General features: G+C 71.3%; 15 protein-coding genes and 1 pseudogene. 5 read left to right on the top strand and 11 right to left on the bottom strand.

Annotated features, from left to right (window positions below):
• Positions 1-17: 17 nt before the first annotated feature.
• Both FK268_RS09810 and FK268_RS09805 read right to left on the bottom strand, forming a co-directional pair.
• Complete coding sequence (locus FK268_RS09810) at positions 18-698, bottom strand: TIGR00266 family protein (protein ID WP_146433550.1); 681 nt, start codon at positions 696-698, stop codon at positions 18-20.
• Positions 699-721: 23 nt separating this feature from the next.
• Positions 722-1,666 carry an acyl-ACP desaturase gene (locus FK268_RS09805; protein ID WP_146433548.1) on the bottom strand — a complete coding sequence of 315 codons (945 nt, stop codon included), beginning with the start codon at positions 1,664-1,666 and terminating at the stop codon, positions 722-724.
• A 194-nt stretch (positions 1,667-1,860) separates the two neighbouring features.
• Here FK268_RS09805 and FK268_RS09800 point away from each other — a divergent pair, with 194 nt between their 5' ends.
• Positions 1,861-2,508 carry a response regulator transcription factor gene (locus tag FK268_RS09800; protein WP_146433546.1) on the top strand — a complete coding sequence of 216 codons (648 nt, stop codon included), beginning with the start codon at positions 1,861-1,863 and terminating at the stop codon, positions 2,506-2,508.
• Positions 2,509-2,525: 17 nt separating this feature from the next.
• Here FK268_RS09800 and FK268_RS09795 read toward each other — a convergent pair whose 3' ends face one another.
• Positions 2,526-2,774, bottom strand: a complete 249-nt coding sequence (locus FK268_RS09795; protein WP_146433544.1) for a hypothetical protein — start codon at positions 2,772-2,774, stop codon at positions 2,526-2,528.
• A gap of 83 nt (positions 2,775-2,857) precedes the next feature.
• Between FK268_RS09795 and FK268_RS09790 the strand changes: the two genes are divergently transcribed.
• Complete coding sequence (locus FK268_RS09790) at positions 2,858-4,024, top strand: GAF domain-containing sensor histidine kinase (protein ID WP_146433542.1); 1,167 nt, start codon at positions 2,858-2,860, stop codon at positions 4,022-4,024.
• Between the two features lie 6 nt (positions 4,025-4,030).
• On the opposite strand, the gene FK268_RS24970 is transcribed toward FK268_RS09790, so the two are convergent.
• From FK268_RS24970 to FK268_RS09765, 6 genes and pseudogenes are all read right to left on the bottom strand, one after another.
• The gene (locus tag FK268_RS24970) at positions 4,031-4,333 is read right to left on the bottom strand and encodes a rhodanese-like domain-containing protein (protein WP_269434225.1); all 303 of its coding nucleotides are present in this window, start codon (positions 4,331-4,333) and stop codon (positions 4,031-4,033) included.
• Between the two features lie 75 nt (positions 4,334-4,408).
• Positions 4,409-4,906, bottom strand: a pseudogene (locus FK268_RS24965) (cupin domain-containing protein); the annotation flags it as partial.
• Positions 4,907-4,986: 80 nt separating this feature from the next.
• The gene (locus tag FK268_RS09780; protein WP_231707013.1) at positions 4,987-5,961 is read right to left on the bottom strand and encodes a glycine betaine ABC transporter substrate-binding protein; all 975 of its coding nucleotides are present in this window, start codon (positions 5,959-5,961) and stop codon (positions 4,987-4,989) included.
• Positions 5,958-6,755: an ABC transporter permease gene (locus FK268_RS09775; RefSeq protein ID WP_146433540.1), complete on the bottom strand. Its 798-nt coding sequence runs from the start codon at positions 6,753-6,755 to the stop codon at positions 5,958-5,960. The genes FK268_RS09780 and FK268_RS09775 overlap by 4 nt, the downstream gene beginning before the upstream one ends.
• Complete coding sequence (locus FK268_RS09770) at positions 6,752-7,924, bottom strand: ABC transporter ATP-binding protein (protein WP_146433538.1); 1,173 nt, start codon at positions 7,922-7,924, stop codon at positions 6,752-6,754. Before FK268_RS09770 ends, FK268_RS09775 begins: the two co-directional genes overlap by 4 nt.
• Positions 7,921-8,565, bottom strand: coding sequence for an ABC transporter permease (locus FK268_RS09765; protein WP_146433536.1), 645 nt, complete (start codon positions 8,563-8,565; stop codon positions 7,921-7,923). Before FK268_RS09765 ends, FK268_RS09770 begins: the two co-directional genes overlap by 4 nt.
• 206 nt (positions 8,566-8,771) lie before the next feature.
• Between FK268_RS09765 and helR the strand changes: the two genes are divergently transcribed.
• Positions 8,772-10,961 (top strand): RNA polymerase recycling motor ATPase HelR, encoded by a 2,190-nt coding sequence (helR, locus tag FK268_RS09760; protein ID WP_193560263.1) that lies wholly within the window; start codon positions 8,772-8,774, stop codon positions 10,959-10,961.
• 18 nt (positions 10,962-10,979) lie between these two features.
• Here the strand turns inward: helR and FK268_RS09755 are convergent, their stop codons facing one another.
• Complete coding sequence (locus FK268_RS09755; RefSeq protein ID WP_146433533.1) at positions 10,980-11,594, bottom strand: DUF1345 domain-containing protein; 615 nt, start codon at positions 11,592-11,594, stop codon at positions 10,980-10,982.
• A 48-nt stretch (positions 11,595-11,642) separates the two neighbouring features.
• On the opposite strand from FK268_RS09755, the gene FK268_RS09750 reads away from it, so the two are divergent.
• Positions 11,643-12,212, top strand: coding sequence for a TetR/AcrR family transcriptional regulator (locus FK268_RS09750; protein WP_231707012.1), 570 nt, complete (start codon positions 11,643-11,645; stop codon positions 12,210-12,212).
• Positions 12,213-12,215: 3 nt separating this feature from the next.
• Here the strand turns inward: FK268_RS09750 and FK268_RS09745 are convergent, their stop codons facing one another.
• Positions 12,216-12,866, bottom strand: a complete 651-nt coding sequence (locus FK268_RS09745) for a TetR/AcrR family transcriptional regulator (RefSeq protein ID WP_231707011.1) — start codon at positions 12,864-12,866, stop codon at positions 12,216-12,218.
• Between the two features lie 199 nt (positions 12,867-13,065).
• Between FK268_RS09745 and FK268_RS09740 the strand changes: the two genes are divergently transcribed.
• The gene (locus FK268_RS09740) at positions 13,066-13,860 is read left to right on the top strand and encodes an SDR family NAD(P)-dependent oxidoreductase (protein WP_146433529.1); all 795 of its coding nucleotides are present in this window, start codon (positions 13,066-13,068) and stop codon (positions 13,858-13,860) included.
• Positions 13,861-13,874: the final 14 nt, after the last annotated feature.

Genomic DNA, 13,874 nt, shown 5'->3' with positions numbered 1-13,874 from the left:
ATTGACGGATCCGCCACTCAGGAGGACGGAACCACCGAACGCACCCAGCCTTCGAGACCGCGCGGATTACGGCTCTGCAGCAGCACCCGGCCCGGCCCGGTGAACTCGAAGACCATCCCCTCGCCGGACTTCATCGACTGGATCCACTTCCCCTGCACCGCCCGGCGCATGACGAACTGCATGTTCAGGTCGTAGGCCACCACGTGGCCCGTGTCGATCACCACCTGCTCGCCGGGGCGCAGATCGATCACGTCGATCGCTCCGTAGCAGGCCACCAGGACTTCGCCCTGCCCCGCCGCCTGCAGGCCGAATGCGCCCTCACCGCCGAAGAAGGTCTTCGCGCCGCCGAACTGCGTGGTGGTCTGCACGCCGTGCGAGCTGGCGAGCCAGCCGCCGCGGGTCACGTAGTAGGGCCGATCGGGCTGGATCTGCAGCACCGCGATGTCGCCGGGCAGCGTGCCCGCGATGTCCACCCAACCGCCTTGCGGGGGCGCGGTGAAGGTGGACACGAAGAAGGACTCGCCCGACAGCAGGCTGCGCTTGAGCCCCTGCATGATGCCGCCCTGGGCCTGCGACTGCAGGTTCATCCCCGCGGAGTGCGCCACCATCGCTCCCGACTCGACGGTCATCGGCTCGTTGGGCGCCAGCTGGCACCGCGCCATGGTGAACGACGGGTTGTGACGGAGCTGTACCTGCATGCCGCCAATCTAGCCGAATCCGGTCAGCCGGCGATACGCTCCCGGCGCCGCGCGTCCCGCTCCAGCGCGCGGTCGCGCGCTTCCTCGAACTTGCGCGCGCTCACCTCGAGATCGTCGATGAACGCGCCGATCAGATCGCGCATCCGGGCGGCCTCGCCGGTGAGGTCGGTCCGCTCCAGGAGATGCCAGTTGCGCAGTACCGGCACGACGACGGCGTCGCGGTGTTGACGCAGGTCGTAGATGCCGTTCTTGGCCATGAGCACCGCGTCGCGCCGAAAGTGCGGCAGCGCGGCCCCGGGCATCCGGAAGTTGGTGAGCACCGCGTGGATCGCGGTGAGGGCCTGTTCCGGCGCGACGTCGATCGCCGCGCCCAGGATGTTGCGGTAGAAGAGCATGTGCAGGTTCTCGTCGGCGGCGACGCGGGCGAGCATCCGGTCGGCGACGGGATCGTCGCAGACCGCGGCCGTGTTGCGGTGGCTGATCCGGGTCGCGAGTTCCTGGAAGGTCACGTAGCTCACCGACAGCAGCATCGAGTTCATCCCCGGCGCGAAGCCCTGCTGCATCTGCGTCATCCGCAGGTCCTCGAGTTCGACGGGGTCGACGCCACGGGTCACGGTGAGGTAGTCGCGGAGCACGATCGAGTGGCGCGCCTCCTCAGCGGTCCAGCGGTGCACCCAGTAGCCCCAGGCCCCGTCGAGGGAGAAGTTCTGCGCGATCTCCCGGTGATAGCTCGGGAGGTTGTCCTCGGTGAGCAGGTTCATCACCAGCGCCGCGCGGGCGACGGGGGACAGCGCCGAGTGCGCCTCGTCGAAGTCCTCGCCGCCGAGCGCGGCGAAGTCGCGGCCGCGGCTCCACGGCACGTAGTCGTGCGGGTGCCAGTCGACCGCCTGCCGCAGGTGCCGGTCGACCTCCCGCTCGGCGGTCTCCGAGAGCTCGTACAGCAGTTCCAGGTCGGTCAGATCAGTCATGCCTCCACCCTGCTCGGGCGCCCGCGGCCACGGCAGCGACGACGGTCCCCGGATACGTCCCGATCGCCCGGGCGCGAACCCGTCGGCGCAGGTGGGGACGTGCGCACCGGGCCGCCCGGGACACTTGTCCCGAGATCGCCCGCCGTCCGTCCTCCGGCAGTGGTCACGACGTCCGGCGGGCCTAGGCTGGGGCCATGCCCACGGTGTTCCTCGTCGACGACCACGAGATCGTCCGGCGCGGACTGGCCGACCTCCTCGCGACGGACGGGACCCACACCGTCGTCGGCGAGGCGTCGACGGTCCGCGAGGCCCTCGCCCGTGTCCCCGCGGTCCGTCCCGACGTCGCGGTGGTCGACGTCCGGCTGCCCGACGGCTCGGGCATCGACCTCATCCGTTCGCTGCGCGAGCTGGTGCCGGGCCTGCCCTGCCTCGTCCTCACCTCCTACTCGGACGACGAGGCCCTGCTGGACGCCATCACGGCGGGCGCACAGGGTTACGTGCTCAAGCAGATCCGCGGCACCGAACTGGTCTCCGCCATCGGCACGGTCGCGGGCGGCGGCTCCCTCCTGGATTCCGCCAGTACGGCGCGGGTGCTGCAGCGGATCCGCCGGGATCAGGCCGCGCCCGCGGCACCGACGGGCCTGACGGGGCAAGAGGAGGCGGTGCTCGAACTCCTCGCCGAGGGCCTGACGAACAAGCAGATCGCCGAGCGGATGTTCCTGGCGGAGAAGACGGTCCGCAATCACGTGACCGGCATCCTGGCGAAGCTCGGGGTGGAGAACCGGGTCCAGGCGGCCCTGCGTGCTGCGCAGTGGCGCGACGCCGGCGGAGCCCGCCGGTGAACCCGGCAGTGCGCGCGTCACGCCAGGGCGGCGCGGGCTCGGCACCAGGCGTCGACGGCGGGCGTACCGCGTTGCACCGCTCGCTCGGCGAGCAGCCTGCCGAGCAGCCGGCACACGAGGTACTCCCAGTCCAGGTCGTCCACGGCGGCGGTGGTGCGCACCTCGTTCCACCGCGCCAACCGGCCGGTGTACGCGGCCTCGGCGAGGTCCACGACGAGCGCACGCACGTCGGGGCGGTCCAGCGGGTCGATGTCGATTCCGTTCACATCGTCCAGCGTCGCGGCCCCGTCGGCACGGGGCCAGGGACGTCCGTCCCGACGGTGCTCCCGCTTTCGCGGAGCGCGGTCCGGTGACCGGGGACCCGCACGCCGGTGCCCAGCGGCCGGACGCCGACCTGCAGGACATTCTCAGCGCGGTGATGGTCGTTGCGCAGGGGCTGGACCTGCCGGCGACGGTGCGCCGCATCGTCACCTCCGCCATGACGCTCGTCGACGCTCGCTACGGTGCCGTGGGCGTGAGCAACGACGACGGCTCGCTGCAGGAGTTCATCTACGTCGGCGTCGACGCGGAGACCGCCGCGCTGATCGGGGATCCGCCGTGCGGTCGCGGTCTCCTCGGCTACTTGCTCGAGGTGCAGCAGCCGGTCCGTATCGCCGAGCTGTCCGAGCATCCGTCGTCCGTCGGCTTCCCACCGAACCATCCGCCGATGCACAGCTTCCTCGGTGCTCCGATCATCGTGGGCGGGAACCTCTTCGGATGCATCTACCTGGCGGAGAAGGCCGACGGCGTCGCGTTCACCGCGAGCGATGCGAAGGCCATCGAGATCTTCGCCGCGGCGACCGCAGTCGCGATCGACAACGCCCAGATGCACTCGGAGGCGCTGCAGCACCAGCAACGCCTCGGCGAGCTCCAGGTGATCGAGGAACGCGAACGCATCGGCCGGGACCTGCACGACCACGTGATCCAGCGGATCTTCGCCGCCGGCCTCGGCCTGCAGGTGGCCCGTTCCGCCGCGCGGGACGAGCCCGTCCGGGACCGGCTCGACTCCGTGATCGGCGAGCTGGACCGCACGATCGCCGATATCCGATCGACCATCTTCGAACTGTCCTCGGGCGGGAGCGGTCTGCGCACCCGGCTGGTCCGGGCGGTACGGGCGGTGGCGCACGGCGGCGAGGCATCGGTCGACGTCGGCTTCTCCGGCCCCGTGGAGAGTGCGGTCGCCGACGACGGCCTCGCCCGCGACTTGGAGGCCGTGGTGACCGAAGGCGTCTCGAACGCGGTGCGCCATTCCGGTGGCACCCGCATCTCGGTCACCGTCCTCGCGAGCAGCGATACGGTCACGGTCGAGATCGCCGACGACGGTACGGGCGTCCCCGACGGTGGCCGGCGCAGCGGCCTGCGGAACCTCGCCACCCGCGCGGAACTCCGGGGCGGCACCGTCGAGCTGCGGTCCGCGACCCCCGGCGCCGACCGCCCCGGCACGGTGGTCCGCTGGTCCGTGCGGCGCGAGCACTGATCCGGCTCAGACGACCAGCGCCGCCTCGAGCGCGCGGTAGCCACCCGCGACGTCCGTCGCCCGACGGAGCCCGATCGCGCGCAGGGCCGCTGCGGCAAGGGAGCTGGCGTAGCCCTCCGAGCACAGCACGATCCAGCGCACGTCCCAGTCCACGGCCTCGGGGATCCGGGCGTCGGAGGTCGGATCGAGGCGCCATTCCAGGACATTGCGCTCGATCACCAGGGCACCGTCGACCTCGCCCTCGGCGGCGCGCTGCGCCGCGGGACGGGTGTCGACGAGGACCGCCCCCGCGTCCAGCTCGGCGCGCAGGTCCGCGGCCTCGACCCGGTCGATGCGGTCCCGGGCGGTGGCGAGGAGCTCGTCGATGCCGCGCCCGCCGATCGGGCCCTCCGGCTCGTCGGTGAGCTCGCTCCGCACCCGGCGGAGCCGGCCGCGGCGCGTGACCTCGTAGTACGACATGGCGGTGAGCGGCGGTGAGTAGGCGTGCACCGACAGCGTCGGGGTGTCCGCCTCGCCGGACGCGGCATCGTGCGCGTCCGCGTGCCGGGTCACGTCGTGCACCCAGCCGCGGTCGAAGGACGCCTGCCCGCCGGCGTCGATCCGCCGCTCCCGCAGGGCCTCGCCATCCCAGCTGCGCTCGGCGAGCGCGCCCGAGACCACCGTCAGCGCCCCCAGCGAGCCGGCGTGGTCGTGCAGCTCGGTGGAGCGCTCGGGCACCCAGCTGATGAGCCAGACGTCCACGTCGTCGTCGCCCCACAGCCGGGTGGCCCACCTCTCGCCCGCGGGCCACTCGGTGGGGATCACACGGTCGTACTCGCCCGCACACACTTTGGCCGCCTCAGCCGCGGTGAGTGCCAGCAGATCCGGTGCGGTGTCGGTCATGCGGTTCAGTGTCGAACGGCGCGTCCACCGGGTGAACCCTTCCGCTCACCGCGACCGAAAGCGTGCGGGCCGCAGCCGGTTCAGCGGACGAGTCCCACCTTCTTGAGCCAGGTGGCCGCCACGTCGGCGGGATCGCGGCCCTCGATGTCGATCTGCCCGTTGAGTTCCTGCATCGTCTCGTTGGTCAGCAGCCGGCTGACCTTCCCGAGAACGTCCTTGATGGCGGGATACTTGGCGAGCGCGTCCGTACGGACCTCCGGCACGCCGTCGTAGGGCAGGAAGAACTTCCTGTCGTCCTCGAGCAGATGCAGGCCGAGCTTGCGGATACGGCCGTCGGTCGCGTAGACGTCGCCGGCGAGACAGGTGTTCCCGGACACCGCCGAGTAGATGACGCCGGCGTCCATCGTCGTGATGGTGTTCGCCGGGGTCGCCCCGCCGAGTGGCACCTCGTACTTCTCCAGCAACCGCCCGAGACCGTCGGGGCGCGATTGGAACTCCGGATCCACGCAGAGGGAGCGCTGCGCCGGCGGCAGCCGGAAGAGGTCGCTCAGGGTGGTCAGCTTCAGGCGGTCCTTCTGCGCGGGAGTCACCGCGAAGGCGTAGGTGTTGTTGAACGGGGCCGGAGTCAGCACTTCGATGCCGTTGGCCCGCTCGGCGTCGCGCACTCGTGTCCAGAGCGCCGACGAATCGCTGATCGTCTCCGTGCGGCCCAGGTAACTGACCCAGACGGTGCCGGTGTACTCCCACGAGACGTCCGCCGCACCGCTGACCATCGCCTGACGCGAGGACATGGACCCAGGGGCGTTGGTGAGGTCGGTGATCTCGGCGCCCGCCGCCTGCAGGATCGTGGTGCTGATCTTGCCGAGCAGGATCCCCTCGGAGAAGGATTTCGAGGTCACGGAGATCTTCGCGCCCGCCAACGGGGTCTGCCCGTCCGCGGGCTCGGCGTGCACGAAGTGGCCGGACGAGCTCTCCAGGCCACAACCGGCGAGCACCAGCGAAAGACCCGCCAGCACCGGCAGCAGCGCGCGCCGCACGCGCGTCCGCGCGGTCACGCGGTCACCCCGCGCAGGCCGCGCGGTGCCAGCAGGTACTCGGCGAGCCGGGCGAGCCAGTCGATGGCCAGTGCGAGGAGCGCCACGAGCAGCGCGCCGGAGAAGAGCAGCGGCGGGAGGTACAGGGTCACTCCGGTGGTGATGAGGACACCGAGCCCACCGGCGCCGATGAAGGTGCCGAGGGTCGCGGTGCCGACGAGGATCACGAGCGCGGTCCGCACGCCGTGCAGGATCACCGGTACCGACAGCGGCAGCTCGACGCGGACCAGGGTCGCGAACGCGGAGAAGCCCTGCCCGCGGGCGGCTTCGATGACCCGGTCGTCGACCTGGCGCAGGCCGGTGACGGTGTTCTGCAGGATCGGCAGCACCGCGTAGACGACGAGCGCCGCCACCGCGGTGCGGAAGCCGGTGCCGAACCACATCGCGAACAGCACCACCATGCCGAGGACGGGCGCGGCCTGGCCGACGTTCGCGAGTCCCACGATGATCGGCGCGACGCGGGCGAAGCGCTTGCGCGTGACCAGGATCCCGAGCGGGATCGCGATCAGCACCACGAGCACGGCGGAGACCACGGTGAGTTGGATGTGCTCCCACACCGATTCGCCGAGCTTCGACCACTGCAGCTGGACCGCCTCGGTCTCCGAGAACTTATGCGTGGCGTGCCAGATCAGGTAGCCGACGACGCCGACCACCACGAGGAGCGGCTCGAGGATCAGGTCGATGGGCACGCCGCCCGCGAAGCGCGGCGTGGGCCCGATGCGCGCCGTCTTGGGCGCCGTGGCCTCGGCGGTCACGACGGCGCCGCCCGGTAGGTGTCGGCGGCCTGCTCCGGGTTCGCCAGCGCCTGCCGCTCGCGGATCCGCTGCGCCACCTGCTCGATGGTGAGCGCGCCGATGACCTTGCCGCGCTGCGTGACGAGGACGCCGCCCTGACTGGCGGCCAGCATCACGTCGAGCGCGTCGGCGAGGGTCGCCGTGCGTTCTGCCACCGGCAGCCGCTGGTCGACGTAGGTCGAGACCACGGGCTTGCTGAGCACCTCGGACACCGAGGGCCAGGCCCGCGGGCGGTCGTCCTCGTCGACCACGACGACCCAGCTCAGCCTCGCCTCCTTGGCCCGTGCCGCCACCTCCTCCGACGGGTCGCCCGGGCGGGCGATCACGACCGGGGCGCTGGGGATCTCACCCACGGAACTGAGCGAGAGGTGCTTGAGCGTGGCCCCCGAGCCGACGAACTCCTCGACGAAGGCGTTGGCCGGCGCCGTGAGGATCTCCTCGGGCGTCCCGAACTGCTCGATCTGGCCGCCCTCCGAGAGGATCAGCACGCGATCGCCGAGCTTGATGGCCTCGTCGACGTCATGGGTGACGATCACGATGGTCTTGTGCAGCTCCTCCTGGATGGCGAGGAGCTGATCCTGCAGTCGCACGCGGGTGATGGGGTCGACCGCGCCGAAGGGCTCGTCCATGAGCAGGACCGGCGGATCGGCCGCGAGCGCGCGGGCCACGCCGACGCGCTGCTGCTGCCCGCCGGACATCTCCTTGGGGAACCGTCCGCGGAAGACCTCCGGGTCCAGCCCGACGAGCTCGAGCAGCTCGGCGACACGGGCGCGGGTGCGTGCCTTGTCCCAGCCCAGCAGGCCGGGCACGGCGCCGATGTTCTTCTCCACCGTCCAGTGCGGGAACAGCCCGCCTGCCTGGACCACGTAGCCGATGCCCTGCCGGAGGTGGTCACCGTCGGCGGTCGTGACGTCCGCCCCGTCGATGAGGACCCGCCCCGAGCTGGGCTCGATGAGCCGGTTGATCATCTTCAGCGTGGTCGTCTTGCCGCAACCCGACGGCCCGACGATGGCGACCGTCTCCCCCGCCTCGATGGCGATGGAGAGCTCCTTCACCGCGGGCTTCTCCTGCCCGCGGTAGCGCTTGATCACCTTCTCGAGCTCGATCGATACGCCCGTCGTTTGACTCATCGCAGTCCCTTCGAGACGGTGAAGCGGCCCAGGAGCACCAGCAGACCGTCGAGTACGAGCGCGACGGCCACCACGAGAACGGTGCCCACCAACGCGGATTCGAGTGCACCCGCGCCGCCGAGGCGGGCGAGTCCGGAGAAGATCAGGGAGCCGAGGCCCGGCCCGAGCACGTAGGCCACCACAGTGGCGACGCCGACGACGAGCTGGGTGCTGACCCGGATTCCGGTGAGGATCACGGGCCAGGCGTTCGGCAGCTCGACGGTGGTCAGCACCCGCCAGCGCGGCATGCCGAGGCCCCGGGCCGCCTCGACCAGCGCGGGCGGCACCGCTTGCAGCCCGACGATCGCGCTGGTCAGGATCGGCAACGCCGCGTAGAAGACGAGCATCGTGACCGATGGGGTCACCCCGAGCCCGAAGACGATGAGCAGCAGAGCCAACAGTGCGAGGGAGGGCACGGTCATGCCGACGGAGGCGACGGCCGTGGCGAACGCCGCGCCCGCCCGCGAGCGGTACACCAGCGCCGCGATCACCAGCGCGATCACCGCGCCTATCACCACACTCTGGATCACCAGGGAGGCGTGTTGATAGGTGAGGAAGCCGAGCTGACCCCCACGACCGTCGAGGAATCTTCGGAGGTCCACCCGGTCGAACCTACAGAGGAAGCGGGATTCGCGCGCGGTTCGCGTCAGAGTGGGCGCAATCGGGGCGGCTGGAAGGCGGAAGCGGACACGCGAGGACCCGGTTTCTCCCTCCCACTTCACTGTATAGCGCACCCCGGGCCTTGCCGCAAGGCCCCGTCGAGGGCGCATACTCGCTGGCCGGATCCGAATTCTTGCGAGGTGGGTGCATGTCCGAGTACCAGAACGAACTGCTTCAGGAACGCGCGTACGTGGCGGGGTTGTACGCCCGGCTGGACGCCGAACGGGCCCGGGCGCGGCGACGGTACACCGACGCGCTGCGCGATCACGAGGGCAGGGCGGTGGACCGGGAGGGCGATGTGATGACGTCCGCGCGGGAGGTCCGGCGACTCAGCGTCGCCGAGGAGGGGCTCGCCTTCGGCCGGCTCGACGACGAGCCGGGGCCCGACGGCGCCGTCGGGACGCGGTACGTGGGCCGGTTGGGCCTGTTCGACGACGAGAACGGGGACGAGGAACTCCTCCTGGATTGGCGGGCGCCCGCATCGCGGGCCTTCTACACGGCGACGGGGGCGCATCCCGAGGGTGTGCACCGGCGGCGGCAGTTCCTCAGCCGCGGCCGGGAGCTGACCTCGTTCACCGACGAGATGCTGGGCCGGCCGGGCGCGGACGCGCGGGGCGACGCAGCGCTGCTGGCCGCCGTGAACGCGCCGCGCGGCGAGGGGATGCGCGACATCGTCGCGACCATCCAGGCCGATCAGGACCGGATCATCCGTTCCGACAATCCCGGCGTCACCGTGATCGAGGGCGGCCCGGGCACGGGCAAGACGGTCGTGGCGCTGCACCGCGTGGCGTACCTGCTGTACACGCAGCGAGCGCGGTTCGAGCGGCACGGCGTCCTGGTGGTGGGGCCGAACACGTCGTTCCTGCAGCACATCGGCCGGGTGCTGCCCTCGCTCGGCGAGTCCGACGTGGTCTTCGCGACGCCGGCGACGCTCTACCCGGGCGTCGCGGCGGACGCAGAGGACGCACCGGCGGTGGCGCGGCTCAAGGGCGCGGCGGCGATGGCCGACGTCCTCGCCGCGGCGGTCGCGGACCGTCGCACCGTGCCGGAGACGCCCGTCTCCATCGGGCTGGGCGATGCGACCGTACGGATCGAGGCCGACGTGGTCGGGTGGGCCGGGGACGAGGCCCGCACGAGTGGGCAGCCGCACAACCAGGCTCGCACGGTCTTCCTCGACGTGCTGACCTGGGCGATCACCGAGCGGGCGCTGGGCCGGATCGGGAAGCAGTGGCTGCGCCGCGAGGACACGCGGGCCTGGGAGGAGATGCGCGGCAGCATGCTCGCCGATCTCGCGGTCGACGGAACCTTCCGGCGGACCGTCGGCGCGCTGTGGCCCGTGCTCTCCCCGGAGACCGTCCTCGCGGACCTGCTGAGCTCGCCCGAGCGGCTGGCCGCGGCGGGCGCGGACCCCTCGCTGCTGCGGTCCGACGGTGCCGCGTGGACCGTCTCGGACGTTCCGCTGCTGGACGAGCTCGCGGAGCTGCTCGGCCCGCACGAGATCCAGGACGACACGGCGGCAGCGGAGGCCCGGAGGGAGCAGGCGGAGTTCGCGGAGGGCGTGCTGGATTCGCTGGTCTCCCGGGCGGATTCGATGGACGACGAGGACCATCTCTTCGCCACCGACCTGCTCTACGCGGACGACCTGGCCGGCCGGTTCGAGGAGCGGGACACCCGGGACCTGGTGGAACGCGCTGCGGCGGACCGCACCTGGGTCTACCGGCACGTGGTGGTGGACGAGGCCCAGGAACTGTCGGCGATGGACTGGCGAGCGCTGATGCGACGCTGTCCGTCGCGCTCGTTCACCGTGGTCGGCGACCTCACGCAGCGCAGCGCCCCGGCCGGTGCCCGCTCGTGGGCGGAGATGCTGGATCCCTACGTCGCCGGCCGCTGGGCCTACACCGCGCTCACGGTCAACTACCGCACACCGTCGGAGATCATGGCGGTGGCCGCCGGCGTGCTGGCGGAGTTCGCGCCTGGCGTCGTGCCGCCGGAGTCGGTGCGCGCCTCGGGGAACCGGCCGTGGGTCAGGCCGACCACCGACGAGGGCCTGGCCGCCGCGATCGAGGAGTTCGTCCGCGACGAGACGGGCCGGGAGGGCACCTTCGCCGTCATCGGACCCGACGGTACGCCGGGCGCCGTGCCGCCCTCGGCGACGAAGGGGCTCGAATTCGACGCCGTGCTCGTCGTCGACCCGGCGGCCATCCTCGCCGACGGTGAGCGGGGCGCCGCGGACCTGTACGTGGCACTCACCCGCGCGACACAAAGGCTCGGGGTACTGCACCGCGGACCGCTGCCGGCGTGCCTGAGCGGGCTCGAGAGTCCCGTGGCCACCGCGTGATCCGCGCGCACGGCGTGCTCAGCCTCCGCCCTTGATCCAGTCCAGCGCGATCGCCACGACGGCCGCGTTGAAGAAGAAGCTGAGCACGCTGTGCGCGATCACCAGGCGGCGCGTCGACCGCTTGGTGACGGTGACGTCGGAGACTGCGAACGAGGTGCCGATCGTGATGGAGAAGTAGAGGAACTCCGTGAGCTGCGGCCGTTCGCACTCCGGGAAGACGAGGCCCGGGTCGCCCGCGAAGTAGTCCCGGGCGTAGATCTGCGCGAACGCCGTGTGCAGCAGCATCCAGGACAGGAGGACCGTCAACGCCGCGGCCGGTTGGAGCAGGGAGTCGGAGTCCTCGCCGCGGGTCGCGATCATCAGGAAGCCGCCCACCAGGCCGGAGCCGCTGGCCACCAGCGCGAACAGGGTGGTCTGCCAGCGTGGCGCAAGCAGATCCGGGTCGTCGTCCTCGGCGGGGATCCGCCGGTGCAGCAGTAGCCAGCCCACCACCACGTAGGCGACCGCGGCCACGTCCCAGGCGATGAGCAGCGGCACGGCCGACCGCCCGAACAGAAGGACTGCGACCAGCCAGAGCAGGCCCAGGAGGGTGAGCACGGTCTCCAGGAGGGGGACCAGAACGGAACGTCGCATGGGTCGAGTTTTCCACGGCCCCTGCGGCGTGGCGGATACGATCGGCCCGTGCCTCCCGCCCGCTCGACCCCGTCCCGCTACGTCCAGCTGCGGTTCCTCGAGGCCGGCATGGCGGTGCTGACCGAGCGGGGGCACGCCGGGCTCAAGCTGGCCGCGGTGTGCGCGCAGGCGGGGTCGTCGACCGGCAGCTTCTACCACGCCTTTCCGAGCTGGCCCGAGTTCACCTCCGCCCTCATCGAGTACTGGCGGGAGACCAAGAGCAACCGCATCATCGAGGCGGCCCGACAGGTCCCCGACGCCTACGACCGGCTGATGTCGCTCATCGACACCGGCATGACCCTGCCGCATGCGACCGAGGCCGCGATCCGGGTGTGGGCCGCGCACGACCCGGAGGTCGCGCGCCACCAGGCGGAGGTCGACCTCGAACGGCGCGACGTGATCGCGGAGGCGTACACCGAGGTGATCGGAGATCCGGACCTCGCGCAGAGGTACGCGACCACGGCGCTGTACCTGCTGGTGGGGTACGAGAGCGGCACTCTGCAATCGCCGGACACGCTCGCCTTCGCCTTCCGCACGTTCATCGACGGCGCCCTCGGCGGGCCCCACGGCTCCGACTGAGGATCAGCGGGCGGACCGGATCACCAGTGCGTCCAGCAGCCGGAAGACCTGGTCGGTCAGGTCCGGCCCCGCGGACTCGTCACCCCGGACCCGGCGGCGCACCGCGCGCTCGAAGGGGCCGTCGAGCGCCGCGTACGTTCCCGCCGAATCCAGCAGCGGCACACCGTCGGACAGCTCCGCGTACCGGCTGACGACCCGCCAGATCATCGCCTCGAGGTCGCCGTCGATCTCGCGCACGTCCTGGGCGAGGGAGGTCTCGAACATGGCCTGCGACCGCAGGTCGTACCAGAGCTTGTGGGTGGGGAGGTCGTGCTCCATCGTGGCGGCGAGCCGCTCCGCGAACCGGGCGCGCAGCGCCGGCGCGTCGTCGTCCTCACGGAGCACGTCGTCGTACGACGCGATGCACTCCGCTTTGTAGAGGTGCACGCAGTGCGCGATGAGTTCCAGCCTGTCGGCGAAGTAGTAGTGCAGCACGCCGTGGCTGTACTCGGAGTTCGCGGCGATCTCGCGAAGGCTCGTGCGCGCGTAGCCGAGTTCGGACAGCGTCTTCAGGGCCGCACGCGCCAGCTCGTCGCGCTTGGCCGCCACCTTCGTGGCGTGCTTGCTGGCCCCCACCGCCGCGGGAGCACCGGCGGACGCGATGAGATCGGTCACCTCGCACCCCTTTCGCCGTGCCGACCGCGTGTCGGCATCGCCCCAGGATAGCCCCCGTGGCGCGGGTCGGAGCGCCACCCCTGACCGTTCGGCTTGACGATTGTCCAATATTTCTCTGGACAGTCGTCTAGATTCTTGGATGTGACGGGCACCACAGAGGAACCGGCACTCGAAGTCCACCTCGATCAAGGGAGTCATCGTGAGCGCATTCGATCTGACCGGGCGGCGCATCCTCGTCACCGGCGGGGCCCAGGGGCTCGGCGAGGGCATGGCGCACGCTCTGTCCGCCGCCGGTGCCCGTGTCGTGATCGGTGACCTGCAGACCGAGCGCGCGGCGTCGGTGGCGGCGTCGCTCGGCGCCGGACACGGATCGGTTCACCTCGACGTCACGACCGAGGAGAGCTGGACCGCCGCCATCGACGCGACGATCGCGCAGCTCGGCGGGCTCGACGTCCTGGTCAACAACGCGGGCGTCGAGATCTCCGGTCTCCTCACCGAGATCGCCGTCGACGACGTGCGCCGCCAGCTGGACGTCAACGTCCTCGGCACCGCCCTCGGCCTCAAGCACGGCCTGCGGGCCATGCGTCCCGACGGTGCCGCCGGTACCGGCGGGGCGATCATCAACGTCGCCTCGGTGGCCGCCACCATCGCCTTCCCCGGCATCGCGATCTATTCCGCCACCAAATCGGCGATCGACCGCATGACGCGGGTCGCGGCGATGGAATCGGGCAAGCTCGGCTATGGCGTGCGCGTGAACTGCATCTATCCCGGCCTCGTCCCCACCGAGATGGGTACCGGCCTCGCCGTGGACATGGCCCGGCTCGGCCTGTTCGGCTCCCCCGAGGAGGCCGTCGAAGCGGTCGTGGGGCTCACCCCGAGCGGTCGGCTCGGCGAGGTCCGGGACATGGCGGACGCCGTGGTCTTCCTCGCCTCGGACGCCTCCCGATTCGTCAACGGCGCCGGCCTGCCGGTCGACGGCGGCATGGGCATGTGAACCGGAACCCTCCA

Source organism: Tsukamurella sputi (assembly GCF_007858445.1).
Classification (GTDB): Bacteria; Actinomycetota; Actinomycetes; order Mycobacteriales; family Mycobacteriaceae; genus Tsukamurella; species Tsukamurella sputi.
This window is presented reverse-complemented; position numbering and strand designations above follow the sequence as displayed.